The sequence below is a fragment of the Pseudomonas paraeruginosa PA7 genome (assembly GCF_000017205.1).
In the GTDB taxonomy this organism is placed as follows: domain Bacteria; phylum Pseudomonadota; class Gammaproteobacteria; order Pseudomonadales; family Pseudomonadaceae; genus Pseudomonas; species Pseudomonas paraeruginosa.
In genome coordinates this window covers 1,575,204-1,592,667 of record NC_009656.1, presented here as the reverse complement: position 1 = coordinate 1,592,667, position 17,464 = coordinate 1,575,204, and the positions used below count along the sequence as shown (strand labels likewise).

Below are 17,464 nucleotides of genomic sequence, written 5' to 3'. Positions count from 1 at the left end.
GATCGCCCCGGCATGCCACCAGCGGCTCCGGGATGGGCGACACAGTACGATCTTTTCCGATCGTAACAGTGGGACTTCGCCCTGCCTTCGACCCATTGCCCGAGCGGGCGTTTGCGGCGACCTGCCGGCGTTGTGAAGCCATCGGCAAGAACACCGCGTTCCGCACCGGACTCGCAGGGTCGGCGAACGAGTTCTGCGCCGTCCGCCTTCGCGGCCGGGAAAGCCGCTCAGGTCTCGCTGCGCACCCGCCGCACCGCGTTCTGCCAACCGGCGTAGAGCTCGCCGCGACGCTCCTCGGCCATGTGCGCGTCGAAGCGGCGCTGCAGGTGCCAGTGGCTGGCGATGTCGTCCAGGTCGCGATAGAAACCGGCCTTCAGGCCAGCCATGTAGGCCACGCCGAGGGCGGTGGTCTCGGTGACTTCCGGGCGCTCCACGGTGACGCCGAGGATGTCGGTGAGGAACTGCATCACCCAGTTGTTCACCACCATCCCGCCGTCCACCCGCAGCGCGCTGGGCGGCGTGCCGTCCTGGCGCATCGCCTCGAGCAGGTCGCGGGTCTGGTAGCAGACCGATTGCAGGCCGGCGGTGACGATCTCCTTGATCCCGGTGTCGCGGGTCAGGCCGAAGATCGCGCCGCGCGCCTTCGGGTCCCAGTAGGGCGCGCCGAGGCCGGTGAAGGCCGGCACCAGGTAGACGCCGTTGGAGTCGCCGGCCTGGATCGCCAGGGCTTCGCTCTCGTGGGCGTGGTCGATCAGCTTGATGCCGTCGCGCAGCCACTGCACCGCGGCGCCGGCGACGAAGATGCTGCCTTCCACGGCGTAGCTGACCTTGCCGTCCAGGCGGTAGCCGACCGTGGTGAGCAGGCGGTTCTTCGAGGTCACCGGCTGCTCGCCGGTGTTCTGGATCATGAAGCAGCCGGTGCCGTAGGTACTCTTCACCATGCCCGGCTGGAAGCAGGCCTGGCCGATCAGCGCGGCCTGCTGGTCGCCGGCCATGCCCAGCACCGGGATCGCCGCGCCAAGCAGCGACGGCTCGGTGACGCCGAACTCCGCCGCGCAGTCGAGCACCTCCGGTAGCAGGCTGCGCGGGATCCCGAACAGCGCCAGCAGCTCCTCGTCCCAGTCCTGGTTGTGGATGTTGAACAGCAGGGTGCGCGAGGCATTGGTCGCGTCGGTGCGATGGGAGCGGCCACCGGTCAGGCGCCAGAGCAGGAAGCAGTCGACGGTGCCGAAGCGCAACTCGCCGCGTTCGGCGCGCTGGCGGGCACCGGGCACGTTGTCGAGGATCCAGCGCAGCTTGGTGGCGGAGAAATAAGGATCGATCAGCAGCCCGGTGCGCGCACTGACGTTCGCCTCGTGGCCGGCGGCCTTGAGTTCGGCGCAGTAGTCGGCGGTACGGCGGTCCTGCCAGACGATGGCCGGGTGGACCAGGTCGCCGCTGGCGGCGTCCCAGACCAGCGTGGTCTCGCGCTGGTTGGTGATACCGATGGCGGCGATGTCCGCCGCGTTCAGGCCCTTGCGCGCAAGCGCGTCGCGGCAGACCTGAAGGGTGGTCAGCCAGATTTCCTCGCCGTCGTGCTCCACCCAGCCGTCCTTCGGGAAGTACTGCTTGAATTCCTGCTGGCAGCTCGCCACCGGCAAGCCCTGGGCACTGAACACGATGGCGCGGGAGCTGGTGGTGCCCTGGTCGATGGCAAGGAGGTAGTGGGACATGGAAAACCTGACAGATTGAAAAGTAAGACGAATGCCGGTCGCTCGACCGACGGGGTTAGCGGCTCATTCGCGGCCGATGGCGGCGAACGAGCCCTGGGTCAGCCGGGCCAGCACCTCGGCCGCCAGCTCCACCTCCAGCCCGCGCCGTCCTGCGCTGACATGGATGCTCGGGTACTGCCGCGCGCTTTCATCGATGAAGGTGCGCAGGCGCTTCTTCTGCCCCAGCGGGCTGATCCCGCCCACCAGGTAACCGGTGGCCCGCTGCGCCGCCTGCGGATCGGCCATGTCGGCCTTCTTCGCCCCCGCCGCGTGGGCCAGGGCCTTCAGGTCGAGGCTGCCGATCACCGGTACCACCGCCACCAGCAATTCGCCCTTCTCCGTGGCAGCGAGCAGCGTCTTGAATACCCGCTGCGGATCCAGGCCGAGTTTTTCCGCGGCTTCCAGCCCGTAGGACGGCGCCTTGGGGTCATGGCTGTAGCTGAGCACCTTGTGTTCGGCGCGAGCCTTTTTCAGCAGGTCGATGGCAGGGGTCATGGGTACTCCCGGAGAAGAACGTGGGCTGAAAACCGGCGCCTACCTTAAGCCATCCCCGGCAACCCTGCACGGGCCTCGATGCCGCGGCTGGCGTGCCTCGGGCAGGATGTTCGGTTGGCCGCGAAAACGAAACCAGAGGGTCGGTTTTCGGACAAACGTTCATCTTCGCGCTTTGACAGCATTCCTTTGTGAATATATTTTTTCGAAACTGAACAATTTTCACGGCTGCCCGCCATAATTACAAGAACAGACAAGAGAGGCCCCATGACCACTGCCGCCCCGACCCCGTCCCTGTTCGGCCAATGCCTGGCCGAGTTCCTCGGCACCGCCCTCCTCATTTTCTTCGGCACCGGTTGTGTCGCCGCCCTCAAGGTCGCCGGCGCAAGCTTCGGCCTGTGGGAGATCAGCATCATCTGGGGAGTCGGTGTCAGCCTGGGCATCTACCTCAGCGCCGGCGTCTCCGGCGCGCACCTGAACCCGGCGGTGAGCATCGCGCTATGGCTGTTCGCCGGCTTCGAGGGGCGCAAGCTGCCGTTCTACATGGCCGCCCAGGTGGCCGGCGCGTTCTGTGCGGCGGCGCTGGTCTACACCCTCTACAGCAGCCTGTTCGTCGAATTCGAGCAGGCGCAGCACATCGTCCGCGGCAGCCAGGACAGCCTGGCCCTGGCCTCGGTATTCTCCACCTACCCACACCCGGCGCTGTCGGTCGGCCAGGCGTTCCTCGTCGAGATGGTGATTACCGCGATCCTGATGGCGGTGATCATGGCCCTTACCGACGACGGCAACGGCCTGCCGCGCGGCCCGCTGGCGCCGCTGCTGATCGGCCTGCTGATCGCCGTGATCGGCAGCGCCATGGGCCCGCTGACCGGCTTCGCGATGAACCCGGCGCGCGACTTCGGGCCCAAGCTGATGACCTACCTGGCCGGCTGGGGGCCCATCGCCTTCACCGGCGGCCGCGAGATTCCCTACTTCCTGGTGCCGATCTTCGCGCCGATCCTCGGTGCCTGCCTCGGTGCCGGCGGCTATCGTGTACTGATCGCGCGCCATCTGCCGAGCGCCGCGGCGCCGGCCGACGCCGAGCCGGAGAAGGTTCGCGCTTCCTGACCGCCCGCTCCATCCCGCCATAGCCACAAGGCCACAGCCATGACCGACAAGCACAACAAGAAATACGTCGTCGCCCTGGACCAGGGCACCACCAGTTCCCGCGCCATCGTCTTCGACCGCGACGCCAACGTGGTCAGCCAGGCCCAGCGCGAGTTCGCCCAGTTCTACCCGCAGGCCGGCTGGGTCGAGCACGATCCGATGGAAATCTGGGCCACGCAGAGCTCGACCCTGGTCGAGGCCCTGGCCCAGGCCAGCATCGAGCACGACCAGGTGGCCGCCATCGGCATCACCAACCAGCGCGAGACCACGGTGGTCTGGGACCGCCACAGCGGCCGGCCGATCCACAACGCGATCGTCTGGCAGTGCCGACGCAGCGCGGCGATCTGCGCGCAGCTCAAGCGCGACGGCCTGGAAGACTATATCCGCGAGACCACCGGGCTGGTCACCGACCCGTACTTCTCCGGGACCAAGCTGAAGTGGATCCTCGACAACGTCGAAGGCGCCCGCGAACGCGCGCGCAATGGCGACCTGCTGTTCGGCACCATCGACACCTGGCTGATCTGGAAGCTCACCGAAGGCAAGGTCCACGTCACCGACTACACCAATGCCTCGCGGACGATGCTGTTCAACATCCATAGCCTCGACTGGGACGCGCGGATGCTCGAGGTGCTCGACATCCCGCGCTCGATGCTGCCCGAGGTGCGCAACTCTTCGGAGGTCTACGGCAACGCCCGGATCGGCGGGGTCGGCGGCGGCGAGCTGCCGATCGCCGGGATCGCCGGCGACCAGCAGGCCGCCCTGTTCGGCCAGATGTGCGTGGAGCCGGGGCAGGCGAAGAACACCTATGGCACCGGCTGCTTCCTGCTGATGCACACCGGCGACAAGGCGGTGAAATCCACCCACGGCCTGCTCACCACCATCGCCTGCGGCCCGCGCGGCGAGGTCGGCTATGCACTGGAGGGCGCGGTGTTCAACGGCGGCTCCACGGTGCAATGGCTGCGCGACGAACTGAAGGTGATCAACGACTCCTTCGATTCCGAGTACTTCGCCACCAAGGTCAAGGACAGCAACGGCGTCTACCTGGTGCCGGCCTTCACCGGCCTCGGCGCGCCCTATTGGGATCCCTATGCGCGCGGCGCGGTGTTCGGCCTGACCCGCGGGGTCAAGGCCGACCACCTGATCCGCGCCACCCTGGAGTCGATCGCCTACCAGACCCGCGACGTGCTCGACGCCATGCAGCAGGACGCCGGCGAGCGCCTGCGCGCCCTGCGCGTGGACGGCGGGGCGGTGGCCAACAACTTCCTCATGCAGTTCCAGGCCGACATCCTCGGCACCCGCGTGGAACGTCCGGTGATGCGCGAGACCACCGCCCTCGGCGCCGCCTACCTGGCCGGCCTGGCCTGCGGCTTCTGGAGCAGCCTCGACGAGCTGAAGAGCAAGGCGGTGATCGAACGGGTGTTCGAGCCGGAGTGCGACGAACCCCGGCGCGAAAAGCTCTATGCCGGCTGGAAGAAAGCCGTGGAGCGCACCCGCGACTGGGACGACGGCGAGCGGTGAGCGCCCGGCGCCATTCGCCGTTACGCAGCGGATGGCGCTTTTCCCCGCGCCGCTCTGGCCTGCCCTGGGCAACGTTTGCGGCGACCGCCGCGCCACCCTCCGTGCTTCATGCGCGGCTGACAACGGGGCCCCTCGTGCGGCATCCTTGGCGACTTTCCAGGGTTCCGGCCCGGCAGCACGAGAACAACCAATGAACCTGCCCCCCCGACAGCAAAGCATCATCGAGGAGGTCCGCGAGCGCGGTTACCTGAGCATCGAGGAGATGGCGCAGATGTTCGCGGTCACCCCGCAGACCATCCGCCGCGACATCAACCAGCTCGCCGAACAGGGGCTGTTGCGCCGCTACCATGGCGGCGCGGCCTACGACTCGAGCATCGAGAACACCGCCTACACCATGCGCGCCGACCAGATGCGCGACGAGAAGCAGCGCATCGCCGAAGCCGTGGCCAGCCTGGTACCGGACAACGCCTCGCTGTTCATCAACATCGGCACCACCACCGAGGCCATCGCCCGCGCCCTGCTCAACCACCGCAACCTGAAGATCATCACCAACAACCTTCACGTGGCCGCCACCCTCAGCGCCAAGGAAGACTTCGAAGTGCTGGTCGCCGGCGGCACCGTGCGCAGCGACGGCGGCATCGTCGGCCAGGCGGCGGTGGACTTCATCCAGCAGTTCCGCGTCGACTTCGCCCTGGTCGGCATCAGCGGCATCGACGAGGACGGCAGCCTGCTCGACTTCGACTACCAGGAAGTGCGCGTATCCCAGGCGATCATCGACAACGCCCGGCAGGTGTTCCTGGCCGCCGACTCGAGCAAGTTCGGCCGTAACGCGGTGGTCCGCCTGGGGCCGATCTCGCTGGTCAACCGGGTCATCAGCGACAGCCCGCCGCCCGCCGCCATCGCCCGCCTGATGGCGCAGCACAAGGTCCACCTGGACCTGGTCTGAGGCATTTTCCCTCCCACGGCGCCGTTCGGCGCCGTGAATGTTCGTTTCAGAAAAACCACCTGCCGACGCCTGACCATGCGCCGCGACCATCGGCGGCCGCTTCGCGCATGCGGAGAGGGCTGTTCCTGCGCGGAAGGGCGAACGCGTAGCGCCCGGACAACCCTTCGAAATTGAAAAAGCCTGCTGAATCGGGCTGGTCAATAACTGCGCAATCGACTAAGCTATTTTCGAATTCGAACAAAACGACGTTCACTTTCGACTTCAGGGCCTTTCACATGAGTCAAGCGCACACCCCCTCCGCTCCACTCGCCGAAGTCTACGATGTCGCCGTGGTCGGCGGTGGCATCAACGGTGTAGGGATCGCCGCCGACGCAGCCGGGCGCGGCCTGTCGGTGTTCCTTTGCGAACAGCACGACCTGGCCCGGCACACCTCCTCGGCCAGCAGCAAGCTGATTCACGGCGGCCTGCGCTACCTCGAACACTACGAATTCCGCCTGGTCCGCGAAGCCCTGGCCGAGCGCGAGGTCCTGCTGGCCAAGGCGCCGCACATCGTCAAGCCGCTGCGCTTCGTCCTGCCGCACCGGCCGCACCTGCGCCCGGCCTGGATGATCCGCGCCGGCCTGTTCCTCTACGACCACCTCGGCAAGCGTGAGAAGCTGCCCGCCTCGCGTGGCCTGCGCTTCACCGGCAGCAGCCCGCTGAAGGCCGAGATCCGCCGTGGCTTCGAATATTCCGACTGCGCGGTGGACGACGCGCGCCTGGTGGTGCTCAACGCGATCTCCGCCCGCGAGCACGGCGCCCACGTCCATACCCGCACCCGCTGCGTCAGCGCCCGCCGCAGCAAGGGCCTCTGGCACCTGCACCTGGAGCGCAGCGACGGTAGCCTGTATTCGATCCGCGCCCGCGCCCTGGTGAACGCCGCCGGCCCCTGGGTGGCGCGCTTCATCCAGGACGACCTGAAACAGAAGTCGCCCTACGGCATCCGCCTGATCCAGGGCAGCCACATCATCGTGCCGAAGCTGTATGAAGGCGATCACGCCTACATCCTGCAGAACGAGGACCGCCGCATCGTCTTCGCCATTCCCTATCTGGATCGCTTCACCATGATCGGCACCACCGATCGCGAGTACCAGGGCGATCCGGCCAAGGTAGCGATCAGCGAAGAGGAAACCGCCTACCTGCTGCAAGTGGTCAACGCCCACTTCAAGCAGCAGCTGGCGGCCAGCGACATCCTGCACAGCTTCGCCGGCGTGCGTCCGCTGTGCGACGACGAGTCCGACGAGCCTTCGGCGATCACCCGCGACTACACCCTGTCGCTCTCCGCCGGCAACGGCGAGCCGCCACTGCTCTCGGTGTTCGGCGGTAAGCTGACCACCTACCGCAAGCTGGCCGAATCGGCGCTGGCGCAGCTTCAGCCGTTCTTCGCCAACCTCGGCCCGGCCTGGACCGCCAAGGCGCCGCTGCCGGGCGGCGAGCAGATGCAGAGCGTCGAGGCGCTCACCGAGCAACTGGCCAACCGCTACGCCTGGCTCGACCGCGATCTGGCCCTGCGCTGGGCGCGCAGCTATGGCACCCGCGTTTGGCGCCTGCTGGACGGGGTCAACGGCGAAGCCGATCTCGGCGAGCACCTGGGCGGCGGCCTGTATGCCCGCGAAGTGGACTACCTGTGCGAGCACGAGTGGGCCCAGGACGCCGAGGACATCCTCTGGCGCCGCAGCAAGCTCGGCCTGTTCCTCTCGCCGAGCCAGCAGGTGCGCCTCGGCCAGTACCTGCAGAGCGAGCATCCGCATCGCCCGCGGGTCCGCGCGGCCTGATCGCCAGCCAGAAACGACGAGGCCCGCATTGCGGGCCTCGCTCGTTATGGAACGGCACGGGACGATCCGGGCATAATGTGCGACGCCACCAAGCCGGTGGCGCCGCCGCAGTCGAGAATCCCGTGGACCTGATGTTCAAGGCGCTGATCGGCGCCGCCGTGGTCGTGCTCCTCGCCGTCCTGTCGAAGACCCGCAACTACTACATCGCCGGCCTGGTGCCGCTGTTCCCCACCTTCGCCCTGATCGCTCACTACATCGTCGGCAAGGGCCGTTCGCTGGACGACCTGAAGACCACCATCGTCTTCGGCATGTGGTCGATCATCCCCTACTTCGTCTATCTCGCCGCGCTCTACCTGCTGGTCGAGCGCTTCCGCCTGGAGACCTCTCTGGCCCTGGCGGCGCTGGCCTGGCTGGTGGCGGCAAGCGTGCTGGTGGGCCTCTGGGTACGCCTGCACGCCTGAGACCGCGAGCGCGGCTTCAGAGCTGGACGACGCTGGCCTGGCGATGGGCCTTCAGGTAAGGCACCACCGCCGCCAGCAACGGCTCCTTGAAGGCTTCCTGGAAGCGATGGGCGAGGCCGGGGATCAGCTTCAGCTCCGAGCCGCGGATGTGCGCCGCCACGTGCACGCCATGCATCACCGGCAACAGCGGGTCGGCGGTGCCGTGGATGACCAGGGTCGGCACCTGCAGGCGATTGAGCAGCGGCACCCGGCTCGGCTCGGCGAGGATCGCCAGCAGTTGCCGCTGCACGCCCTCGGGATTGAACGCACGGTCGTAGGACCGCGCGGCCTGCTGCAGAAGCTGCTGACGATCGTCGCGCACCTCCGGGCTGCCCAGCGCCGCCAGCAGGTCGGCCTGCTGCTCGACCGCCTGTTCACGGCTGGCCGCCTCGCGTCGCGCCAGCAGGCGCAGCAGCGACTCGCTGGGCGCCGGCAGGCCTTCGGCGCCGGAGCTGGTCATCACCAGGGTCAGGCTGAGCAGGCGCTGCGGCGCCATGTCGGCGATGTGCTGGGCGATCATCCCGCCCATGCTGGCGCCGAGCACATGGGCCTGGGGGATATCCAGCGCGTCGAGCAGATGCAGGGCATCGCCGGCCATGTCGGTGAGGGTATAGGGCGCGCTGACCGGCAGGCCGAGGCGATAGCGCACCACTTCGTAGGTCAGCCGCGAGCTGGGCACCGGCACGTTCCAGGCCGACAGGCCGACGTCGCGGTTGTCGTAGCGGATCACCCGGAAGCCTTGCTCGCACAGGGCGCTGACCACCTCGTCCGGCCAGTGGATCAGTTGCCCGCCCAGGCCCATCACCAGCAGCAGGGCCGGATCGCTGTCGCGGCCGATGCTCTGGTAGGCCAGGCGCACGTCGCCCAGTTCGACGGTCTCGGTCGCTACCCGCGCATCGCAACGCGCCGCCGCGAAGGAAGAAAGGCTGCACAGCAGGGCAGCCAGGAAGATGAAAGCACGCATGAAGGAAAATCCAGAACGCAAGACCCCAGTGGAACGCGATTCTGATTAAATCTCGTCCAGCGTGCTGCCACGAAACCGTGACAGTTTGATGAATGCCGCCGGGCGGTCGCCCGGCGGCTCGTTCAGGCGAGGTTCGCCTGGCGCAGCTGGCGGGCGGCCGCCACCATATTGGCCAGGGCCGCCTCGGTCTCGGCCCAGGCGCGGGTCTTCAGGCCGCAGTCGGGGTTGACCCACAGGCGCGCGGCCGGTATCCGTTCGGCGGCCTTGCTCAGCAGCTTGACCATGTCCTCCACCGCCGGCACTCGCGGCGAATGGATATCGTAGACTCCCGGGCCGATCTCGTTGGGATAGGCGAAGGCCTCGAACGCCTCGAGCAACTCCATGTCCGAACGCGAGGTCTCGATGGTGATCACGTCGGCGTCCATCGCCGCGATGGACTCGATCACATCGTTGAACTCGCTGTAGCACATGTGGGTGTGGATCTGCGTCTCGTCGCGTACCCCGGAAGCGCACAGGCGGAAGGCTTCGGTCGCCCACTCCAGATAGTGCGGCCAGTCGGCGCGACGCAGCGGCAGGCCTTCGCGGAACGCCGCCTCGTCGATCTGGACGATACGGATGCCGGCCTGCTCCAGGTCGCTGACCTCGTCGCGCAGCGCCAGCGCCAGTTGCCGTGCCTGCACCTCGCGGGACACGTCTTCGCGCGGGAACGACCACATGAGCATGGTCACCGGACCGGTCAGCATGCCCTTCATGACCTTGCCGGTCAGGCTCTGCGCGTAGCGGATCCACTCCACCGTCATCGGCCGCGGCCGACTCAGGTCGCCGTAGATCACCGCCGGCTTCACGCAGCGCGAACCGTAGCTCTGCACCCAGCCGAAGCGGGTGAAGGCGTAGCCGTCCAGTTGCTCGGCGAAGTATTCCACCATGTCGTTGCGCTCGGCCTCGCCATGCACCAGCACATCCAGGCCCAGGCGCTCCTGCACTTGCACGGCGTGACGGATCTCGCTGTGCATGGCCTCGGTGTACTCGGCCTGGCTGAGCCTGCCCTGCTTCCAGGACTGCCGCGCCAGGCGGATCGCCGAGGTCTGCGGGAAGGAACCGATGGTGGTGGTGGGGAACGCCGGCAGCTCCAGCCGCGCCCGCTGCTGCACGGCGCGCTCGGCGAAGGCCGAGGCGCGCCGGCTGTCCTGTGGCCGCACCGCGGCCAGGCGCGCCTGCACCTCGCGCTTGTGGATGCGCGTCGAGCGGCGACGACTGGCCTCTACCCGACGGCTGACCTCGAAGGCCTGGCGCACCTCGGGCGCTTCCGGCTCGACCAGCGCGCGCGCCAGGATCGCCACTTCCTCGCACTTCTGCACGGCGAACGCCAGCCAGCTCTGCAGTTCCTCGTCCAACTGGTCCTCACGGCACAGGTCCACCGGACTGTGCAGCAGGGAGCAGGACGGCGCCACCCAGAGCCGCTCGCCGAGCCGCTCATGGGCGTGGGCGAGCACCTCCAGGGCCTTCTCCAGGTCGCAGCGCCAGACGTTGCGGCCATTGACCAGCCCCAGCGAAAGTACCTTGTAGGCCGGCAGGCGATCGAGAATGGTCGGGTACTGCCCGGGGGCTCGCACCAGGTCGATGTGCAGGCCATCCACCGGCAGGCCGGCGGCCAGCCCGAGGTTGTCCTCCAGCCCGCCGAAATAGGTGGCGACCAGCTTCTTCAACGGTTCGCGCTGGATCAGGTTGTAGGCGCGCTCGAAGGCGTTCTTCCATGCCTGCGGCAGGTCGAGGACGAGGATCGGCTCATCGATCTGCACCCATTCGACGCCACGTGCCGCCAGGCCCTGGAAGATCTCCCCGTAGACCGGCAGCAGCCGCTCGAGCAGCTCGAGCCTGTCGAACTCGCCGCCCTTGGCCTTGCCCAGCCACAGGTAGCTCAGCGGGCCGATCAGCACCGGCTTCACCGCGTGACCGAGGGCCAGCGCCTCGTCGACCTCTTCGAACAGCTGCGTCCAGCTCAGGCTGAACGCCTGGTCGACGGTGAACTCCGGGACCAGGTAGTGGTAGTTGGTGTCGAACCACTTGGTCATTTCCTGGGCATGCGCGCCGCCGCAACAGCCCTGGGCGACGCCGCGGGCCATGGCGAACAGGGTATCCAGGGTCGGCTGGCCGTCGGCCGGACGGAAGCGCTCGGGGATCACCCCGAAGGCCAGCGAGTGCGCCAGGACCTGGTCGTACCAGGCGAAGTCGCCCACCGGCAGCAGTTCGATGCCGGCGTCCTTCTGCAGTTGCCAGTGCTGCCGGCGCAACTCGCGGCCGACCTGGAGCAGGCCGGGCTGGTCGAGTTCGCCCTTCCAGTAGGCTTCCAGCGCCTTCTTCAGTTCACGGTCGCGGCCGATGCGGGGAAAACCGAGGGTGTGGGCGAGCGCCATGCCGAAATCTCCATGCAAATTGATGGAGGAATTGTCGACAGCGCCAGGCGCATGAGACAAACTCAATAAATTCGCTTTGTCATCAAGTTTTGCTCATACAGAGGCGCGCCATGCTCGAACTTCGCCATCTCAAGACCCTGCACGCCTTGCGCGAAGCCGACAGTCTGGTCGAAGCCGCCGAGCGCCTGCACCTGACCCAATCGGCGTTGTCGCACCAGTTCAAGGAACTCGAGGAGCGCCTGGGCATGCAGTTGTTCGTGCGCAAGACCAAGCCGGTGCGCTTCACCAGCGCCGGACTGCGCCTGCTGCAACTGGCCGACTCGCTGCTGCCCCAGCTGCGCACCGCCGAGCGCGACCTGGCGCGGCTCGCCGGCGGCACCGCCGGACGCCTGCACATGGCGATCGAATGCCACAGTTGCTTCCAGTGGCTGATGCCGACCATCGACCAGTTCCGCGACGCCTGGCCGGAGGTCGAGCTGGACCTGGCCTCGGGTTTCTCCTTCGCGCCGCTACCGGCCCTGGCCCGCGGCGACCTCGACCTGGTGGTGACGGCCGACCCGGTCGAGTTGCCCGGCATCACCTACGTGCCGCTGTTCACCTACGAGGCCCTGCTGGCGGTGGCCAACCAGCATGTCCTGGCCAGCCGGCCATGCATCGTCGCGGAAGACCTGGAGCGGGAAACCCTGATCACCTACCCGGTGGAGCGCGACCGCCTGGACATCTTCACCCGCTTCCTCGACCCCGCCGACATCGAGCCGGCCCAGGTGCGCACCGCCGAACTGACGGTGATGATGATGCAACTGGTGGCTTCCGGACGCGGCGTCTGCTGCCTGCCCAACTGGGCGCTGCACGAGTACAGCTCGCGCGGCTACGTGACCGCCCGCCGCCTCGGGGAGAAGGGCCTGTACTGCACGCTCTTCGCCGCGATCCGCGCGGACATGCTCGACGCGCCGTTCATGCGCGACTTCCTGCTCACCGCCAAGGACACTTCCTTCGCCACCCTCGAAGGGGTCAGCGCCGCCAAGGGCTGAGCGGCTCAGAACAGCGACAGCTCGTAGGTCAGGTACAGGCGGTTCTCGTCGATGTCGCGGGCGAAGCCCGAGCGATAGGTCGCGTTGCGCCAGACCAGCCCCAGGCCCTTCAGCGCGCCGCCCTGCAACACGTAGCGCAGGTCGCTGTCGCGCTCCCATTCGCGGCTGCCATCGGCGCCCTTCGGCTGCGCGCCGTGGCCGCTGAAATAGCGCGTCATCAGGCTCAGGCCGGGCCATCCGAGTGGCGCGAAGTCGCAGTCGTAGCGCAGTTGCCAGGAGGACTCGCCGGCCTCGGCGAAGTCGTTGTACTGGCCGAAGTTGACCAGGTACGGATCGCTCCCCTCCAGGTAGGGGAAGCCGTGATCGCCGCCCATCCGCTGGTAGCCCAGGGCGAAGGCCTGGCCGTTACGCAGGCGGTAGGTGAGCGACCCGCTGAAGGAGCGGTTGTCGATGCGGCCGCCGCGAGCGCCGCCAGCGTCGCGGCTGAGCGCCAGGCGCAAGTCGCTTTCCAGGCTGTCCGCGGCAACGCCGATGCGTCCTTTGAGACCGAGGAAATGCTGGACGTAGACCTGCTCCAGTTCGCCATGGTGGTAGCTGGCGGTCCAGTCCGGGGCGATGCGGTAGTCCAGGCCGGCAAGGTCGAAACGGTCCGCCTGCGCCGCTCCGGCGAAACGCCGGTTGCGGTTGAATAGCGCCAGGTCGCCGGTACCCGCCTCGTTGCGCTGGCTGACCTCGGTCAGCCGCCCGAGATGCAGGCTCAGCCCGGACAGTTCGCCGGAGGTCAGCAGCATGCCCTGGAACACCTGGGGAAACAGTCGTCCGTAGTTGGGCTGGACGGTCGGTAACTTCGGCAGCAGGCCGCCGACCCTCAGTTCGCTGCGTGACAGGCGCAGCCTGGCAGTCGGTTCGAGCCGCGCGTAGTCACCCGCCGCGCCGCCACCCTCGCGGACCGGCAGCAGGCCGGTACCGCTGCGCCCGGCTCCGGAGTCGAAACGAATGCCCAGCTTGCCGAGCAGATCGACACCGATGCCCAGGGTGCCGGCGGTATAGGCCGAGCGGTAGTCGAAGAGGAAGCCCTGGGCCCACTCCTCGCTTTTCGCACGCCCCGCGCCATCGCGAAAGTCGCGGTTCATGTAGAAGTTACGCAGGGCCAGGCTGGCCCGGGCGTCCTCGACGAAGCCGTCGGCCAGCGCCGGAGCGCCGTCGCAGGCAAGGCTGGCGAAAAGGGCAAACGCGCATTTCTTGTTGTTGTTCATACGCACTCCGAACGAGCGCCTGGGCGCCTCTTTTTCAGGTAGACATCAGCAACGCTCGAGCACCATGGCCACCCCCTGGCCGACCCCGACGCACAGACTGACCACCGCGTAGCGCCGCTCCAGGCGCTGCAGGCCACGCGCGGCGGTGAGCGCCAGGCGCGCGCCGGAGGCGCCGAGCGGGTGGCCGAGGGCGATGGCGCCGCCATGGGGATTGACCCGTGGGTCGTCGTAGTCCAGGCCGAGCAGCTTCAGGCAGGCCAGGACCTGCGGCGCGAAGGCCTCGTTGATCTCGATCAGGCCGACCTCGTCGAGGCCGATGCCGGCGCGCTGCAACGCACGGAGGATCGCCAGGTGCGGGCCGATGCCCATCAGCCGTGGCTCGACTCCGACGCTGGCGGAAGCGAGGATTCGCGCCAGCGGGGCAACGCCCTCGCGTTCGCCGATGGCGCGGTCGCCCAGCAGCAGCACCGCCGCGCCATCGTTGATCCCGGTGGCGTTGCCGGCGGTGACCACGCCGCCGGCGAACAGGGGCGGCAAGCGCGCCAGGGCGGCCAGGTCGACCCGCGGGCGCGGATGCTCGTCGTGCTCGACCCACAGTGTCTCGTCCCGGCTTGCGCCGCGCACCGCCACGGGAAGAATCTCCCCGGCGAAGAAACCGGATGCCAGCGCCGCCTGGTAGCGTGCCTGCGAGCCGGCAGCGAAACGGTCGGCCTCCTCGCGTTCGATGCCGAAGGCGCGCGCCACGTTGTCGCCGGTCTCCGGCATGCTGTCGTTGCCATGGCGCTCGACCAGCCGGGGGTTGGCGAAACGCGCGCCGATGGTGCTGTCGAAGACGTTCAGCGCGCGGCTGAAGGCGCTTTCCGCCTTGCCCATGACGAAGGGCGCGCGGGACATGCTTTCGGCACCACCGGCCAGGTACAGCCGGCCTTCGCCGCAACTGATCGCGCGAGCCGCGTCGATCACCGCCGACAGCCCGCTGGCGCACAGCCGGTTGATCGTCTGCCCGGGCAGGCGCGCCGGCAGGCCGGCGGCGAGCAGCGCGTTGCGCGCCAGGTTGCGGCTGTCCTCGCCGGCCTGGTTGGTGCAGCCGAGGATCACATCCTCCAGGTCGTCGACGGCGAACCCGCAGGTTTCCGCCAGGCGCGCCAGCAACGCGCCGGCCAGATCGTCCGGACGCACCGAGGCGAGCGCCCCGGCGTGCCGGCCGAAGGGCGTGCGCAGGCCGGCATAGATATAGGCATCGAGCATGGTGTGTCGCTCCACGAAGGGGTCAGGCGGCCAACGGGCTGTCCGGCTGGCGCAGGGGAAGGCCCAGCTCGGCGCGCCGGCGCAGCCAGGGGCTGGGGCGATAACGCGGGTCGCCGCTGAGTGCGTGGAGACGCTCGAGGATGCGCAGCACGCGCCCGGCGCCGAGGCGATCGCCCCACTCCAGCGGTCCCAGCGGATAGCCGAGGCCGAGACGCACCGCCAGGTCGATGTGCTCCACCGAGGCGATGCCCTGCTGGGCGATGTCGCAGGCCAGGTTGACGATCGCCGCCAGGCTGCGCTGGACGATGAAGCCGGCGCTGTCGCGGATCACCGTCACCCCCGCGCCGTCCCAGGCGAACAGGGCGTGGGCGGCGTCCCGCAGGTCGGGCCGGGTGACCGGGTTGAGCATCAGGCAACGGCGCCGCTCCAGGTCCGACAGCACATCGATGGCCAGGCTGCGCGTCGGATCGACCTCGAAGCGGCGCGCCGCGGTACTGGTGTCATCGCCGAGCGGTGCGAGCAGGCAGAGTGCGGCGGCGGAGGGACGCTCGCCGTTCTCCACCTCGGCGCCCAGGCGCTGTAACAGCGCCAGCAGCGGCGCGCGGTCGTCCTCGTCATCGACCCCCAGCCATACCGGCGGCAACGCCGCGCCGCCGGCGACGGCCGGCGCGACGGCAGGCGACGGCGCTGTTCCGGCATGGCAATGGAAGCCACGTCCGCTCTTGCGGCCCAGGCGGCCGGCGGCGAGCATCTGGCGCAACACCGGATGCGGGCGGTAGCGCGGCTCCTCGTAGTACTGCCGGTAGATCGACTCCATCACCGGCAGGCTGACGTCGAGACCGACCAGGTCGAACAGCTCGAACGGCCCCATGCGGAACCCGGCGCCCTCGCGCAGGACTTCGTCGATCGCCGCCACGGGCGCCACGTTTTCGCCGAGCATGCGCAGCGCCTCGGTGCCGAAGGCCCTTCCGGCATGGTTGACGATGAAACCGGGGCTATCGCTGGCGCGCACCGCCTGGTGGCCCAGGGTCGCCACCAGCGCGCACAGCCGCTCGGCGACCCCGGCGCGGGTGGCAAGGCCGTCGATCACCTCGACCAGGCGCATCAACGGCACCGGGTTGAAGAAATGCAGGCCGGCGACCCGTCCGGGATCACGGCAGGCCGAGGCGATGGCGGTGATCGACAACGACGAGGTGTTGCTGGCGAGAATCGCCTCGTCGTCGAGCACCTCTTCCAACTGGCGGAACAGCGCCTGCTTGGCGCCCAGGTCCTCGATGATCGCCTCGACCACCAGCTGGCAGGCGCAGAGGATCCGCAGGTCCTCGACCACCCGCAGGTTGTTCAGGGCGCGCGCGCTCGCTTCCTGGGTCAGCCGGCCTTTTTCCACCTGCCTGGCAAGCGTTCGGGCGATAGCGTCGCGCGCTTGCGCCGCCGCGCCCTGGCGGCTGTCGAAGAGCAGCACCGAGAGGCCGGCGCAGGCGGCGAGCTGGGCGATGCCCTGGCCCATGGCGCCGGTGCCGACGATGCCGATACGGGTTAGCGGTTGTTCGTTCATTTTCCCAGGTACTCCGCGGTGCGCTTTTCCAGGAAGGCGCGCATGCCTTCCTTCTGGTCGTGGCTGTCGAACAGCAGCTGGAAGGCCTTGCGCTCCAGCGCCAGGGCCTGCTCCAGCGGCAGGTCGGCGCCGGCCGCAACCACTTCCTTGATCTGTGCCAGCGCCAGCGGCGGCAGCGCGGCGACCTGCCCGGCCAGCTCCAGGGCGCGGGCCAGCGCCCGCCCCTCTTCCACCACCTCGCTGACCAGGCCCATGGCCAGGGCCTGCGGCGCCGGCACCATGCAGCCGGTGAGGAGCATGCGCAGCGCCTGGAACTTGCCCACAGCCCGGACCAGGCGCTGGGTACCGCCGGCGCCGGGCATCACGCCGACGCGGATCTCCGGCTGGGCGAAGCGCGCCGTGGCGCCGGCGACGATCAGGTCACAGTGCATCGCCAGCTCGCAACCGCCGCCCAGCGCGTAGCCCTCGACGGCGGCGATCAGCGGCTTGCGGCAGCTGGCGAGCACCTGCCAGTGGCGCTCCAGCCGGCGCTGCTGGATCTCCAGCGCGGAGGCGGCGACCAACTCGCCCAGGTCGGCGCCGGCGGCGAACACCGTGGCGGTTCCGGTGAGTACCACGACCCGGGTTTCGGCGCAGGCGTCGAGACGCTCGACATGCGCGGCCAGCGTCTCGCGCAGGCGCATGTTCAGGGCGTTGAGCCGCGCCGGACGGTTCAGCCGCAACAGGGCCACGCCCTGCTCCGGCCGCTCCAGCAGCACGAGTTCGGGGCACGCGTCCCCCTGGAAGGAATCCATGGCGATCTCCAATTGCTCGAGTAATGGATTGCGCG

15 protein-coding genes are annotated in these 17,464 nt (G+C 68.5%); 6 read left to right on the top strand and 9 right to left on the bottom strand.

The genetic code is table 11. The annotated features are described in order from the left end of the window. Positions 1-227: 227 nt before the first annotated feature. On the bottom strand, positions 228-1,712 hold the full coding sequence (gene glpK, locus PSPA7_RS07460; protein WP_012074737.1) for a glycerol kinase GlpK: 1,485 nt from the start codon (positions 1,710-1,712) through the stop codon (positions 228-230). Positions 1,713-1,775: 63 nt separating this feature from the next. Beyond that, positions 1,776-2,246, bottom strand: coding sequence for a Cys-tRNA(Pro) deacylase (gene ybaK / locus PSPA7_RS07455; protein WP_012074736.1), 471 nt, complete (start codon positions 2,244-2,246; stop codon positions 1,776-1,778). A gap of 264 nt (positions 2,247-2,510) precedes the next feature. Between ybaK and glpF the strand changes: the two genes are divergently transcribed. The 3 genes from glpF to PSPA7_RS07440 all read left to right on the top strand — a co-directional run bounded on the left by glpF (position 2,511) and on the right by PSPA7_RS07440 (position 5,853). Beyond that, positions 2,511-3,350 carry a glycerol uptake facilitator protein GlpF gene (glpF, locus tag PSPA7_RS07450; protein WP_012074735.1) on the top strand — a complete coding sequence of 280 codons (840 nt, stop codon included), beginning with the start codon at positions 2,511-2,513 and terminating at the stop codon, positions 3,348-3,350. A gap of 39 nt (positions 3,351-3,389) precedes the next feature. After that, positions 3,390-4,907, top strand: coding sequence for a glycerol kinase GlpK (gene glpK, locus PSPA7_RS07445; protein ID WP_003152303.1), 1,518 nt, complete (start codon positions 3,390-3,392; stop codon positions 4,905-4,907). Positions 4,908-5,097: 190 nt separating this feature from the next. Next, positions 5,098-5,853 (top strand): DeoR/GlpR family transcriptional regulator, encoded by a 756-nt coding sequence (locus PSPA7_RS07440; protein WP_003092173.1) that lies wholly within the window; start codon positions 5,098-5,100, stop codon positions 5,851-5,853. A 46-nt stretch (positions 5,854-5,899) separates the two neighbouring features. Here PSPA7_RS07440 and PSPA7_RS31965 read toward each other — a convergent pair whose 3' ends face one another. Further along, positions 5,900-6,106 carry a hypothetical protein gene (locus PSPA7_RS31965; RefSeq protein ID WP_126593882.1) on the bottom strand — a complete coding sequence of 69 codons (207 nt, stop codon included), beginning with the start codon at positions 6,104-6,106 and terminating at the stop codon, positions 5,900-5,902. Positions 6,107-6,128: 22 nt separating this feature from the next. Between PSPA7_RS31965 and glpD the strand changes: the two genes are divergently transcribed. Continuing rightward, positions 6,129-7,667 (top strand): glycerol-3-phosphate dehydrogenase, encoded by a 1,539-nt coding sequence (gene glpD, locus PSPA7_RS07435; RefSeq protein ID WP_033996759.1) that lies wholly within the window; start codon positions 6,129-6,131, stop codon positions 7,665-7,667. A 131-nt stretch (positions 7,668-7,798) separates the two neighbouring features. Further along, complete coding sequence (locus PSPA7_RS07430; RefSeq protein ID WP_003119370.1) at positions 7,799-8,128, top strand: GlpM family protein; 330 nt, start codon at positions 7,799-7,801, stop codon at positions 8,126-8,128. A 16-nt stretch (positions 8,129-8,144) separates the two neighbouring features. Here PSPA7_RS07430 and PSPA7_RS07425 read toward each other — a convergent pair whose 3' ends face one another. After that, positions 8,145-9,131, bottom strand: a complete 987-nt coding sequence (locus tag PSPA7_RS07425; protein WP_012074733.1) for an alpha/beta fold hydrolase — start codon at positions 9,129-9,131, stop codon at positions 8,145-8,147. A gap of 122 nt (positions 9,132-9,253) precedes the next feature. Then, a complete protein-coding gene (gene metE / locus PSPA7_RS07420; RefSeq protein ID WP_012074732.1) occupies positions 9,254-11,545 on the bottom strand; it encodes a 5-methyltetrahydropteroyltriglutamate--homocysteine S-methyltransferase in 2,292 nt (763 codons plus the stop codon). A 110-nt stretch (positions 11,546-11,655) separates the two neighbouring features. On the opposite strand from metE, the gene metR reads away from it, so the two are divergent. Continuing rightward, positions 11,656-12,576, top strand: coding sequence for a transcriptional regulator MetR (metR, locus tag PSPA7_RS07415; protein WP_003156821.1), 921 nt, complete (start codon positions 11,656-11,658; stop codon positions 12,574-12,576). Between the two features lie 5 nt (positions 12,577-12,581). Here the strand turns inward: metR and PSPA7_RS07410 are convergent, their stop codons facing one another. Genes PSPA7_RS07410 through PSPA7_RS07395 form a run of 4 tightly spaced genes read right to left on the bottom strand, consistent with a single transcriptional unit; the run spans position 12,582 to position 17,429 of the window. Continuing rightward, a complete protein-coding gene (locus PSPA7_RS07410; RefSeq protein WP_012074731.1) occupies positions 12,582-13,832 on the bottom strand; it encodes an OprD family porin in 1,251 nt (416 codons plus the stop codon). Positions 13,833-13,877: 45 nt separating this feature from the next. Further along, positions 13,878-15,080: a 3-oxoadipyl-CoA thiolase gene (locus PSPA7_RS07405; protein ID WP_012074730.1), complete on the bottom strand. Its 1,203-nt coding sequence runs from the start codon at positions 15,078-15,080 to the stop codon at positions 13,878-13,880. A 22-nt stretch (positions 15,081-15,102) separates the two neighbouring features. After that, on the bottom strand, positions 15,103-16,635 hold the full coding sequence (locus tag PSPA7_RS07400; protein WP_012074729.1) for a 3-hydroxyacyl-CoA dehydrogenase: 1,533 nt from the start codon (positions 16,633-16,635) through the stop codon (positions 15,103-15,105). Then, the gene (locus PSPA7_RS07395; protein ID WP_041025302.1) at positions 16,632-17,429 is read right to left on the bottom strand and encodes an enoyl-CoA hydratase; all 798 of its coding nucleotides are present in this window, start codon (positions 17,427-17,429) and stop codon (positions 16,632-16,634) included. Before PSPA7_RS07395 ends, PSPA7_RS07400 begins: the two co-directional genes overlap by 4 nt. Positions 17,430-17,464: the final 35 nt, after the last annotated feature.

Excerpts from the sequence above, each read along its gene's own strand:
- glpK (WP_012074737.1), bottom strand. The coding sequence starts at position 1,712 with ATGTCCCACTACCTCCTTGCCATCGACCAGGGCACCACCAGCTCCCGC.
- ybaK (WP_012074736.1), bottom strand. The coding sequence starts at position 2,246 with ATGACCCCTGCCATCGACCTGCTGAAAAAGGCTCGCGCCGAACACAAG.
- glpF (WP_012074735.1), top strand. The coding sequence starts at position 2,511 with ATGACCACTGCCGCCCCGACCCCGTCCCTGTTCGGCCAATGCCTGGCC.
- glpK (WP_003152303.1), top strand. The coding sequence starts at position 3,390 with ATGACCGACAAGCACAACAAGAAATACGTCGTCGCCCTGGACCAGGGC.
- PSPA7_RS07440 (WP_003092173.1), top strand. The coding sequence starts at position 5,098 with ATGAACCTGCCCCCCCGACAGCAAAGCATCATCGAGGAGGTCCGCGAG.
- glpD (WP_033996759.1), top strand. The coding sequence starts at position 6,129 with ATGAGTCAAGCGCACACCCCCTCCGCTCCACTCGCCGAAGTCTACGAT.
- PSPA7_RS07430 (WP_003119370.1), top strand. The coding sequence starts at position 7,799 with ATGTTCAAGGCGCTGATCGGCGCCGCCGTGGTCGTGCTCCTCGCCGTC.
- PSPA7_RS07425 (WP_012074733.1), bottom strand. The coding sequence starts at position 9,131 with ATGCGTGCTTTCATCTTCCTGGCTGCCCTGCTGTGCAGCCTTTCTTCC.
- metE (WP_012074732.1), bottom strand. The coding sequence starts at position 11,545 with ATGGCGCTCGCCCACACCCTCGGTTTTCCCCGCATCGGCCGCGACCGT.
- metR (WP_003156821.1), top strand. The coding sequence starts at position 11,656 with ATGCTCGAACTTCGCCATCTCAAGACCCTGCACGCCTTGCGCGAAGCC.
- PSPA7_RS07410 (WP_012074731.1), bottom strand. The coding sequence starts at position 13,832 with ATGAACAACAACAAGAAATGCGCGTTTGCCCTTTTCGCCAGCCTTGCC.
- PSPA7_RS07405 (WP_012074730.1), bottom strand. The coding sequence starts at position 15,080 with ATGCTCGATGCCTATATCTATGCCGGCCTGCGCACGCCCTTCGGCCGG.
- PSPA7_RS07400 (WP_012074729.1), bottom strand. The coding sequence starts at position 16,635 with ATGAACGAACAACCGCTAACCCGTATCGGCATCGTCGGCACCGGCGCC.
- PSPA7_RS07395 (WP_041025302.1), bottom strand. The coding sequence starts at position 17,429 with ATGGATTCCTTCCAGGGGGACGCGTGCCCCGAACTCGTGCTGCTGGAG.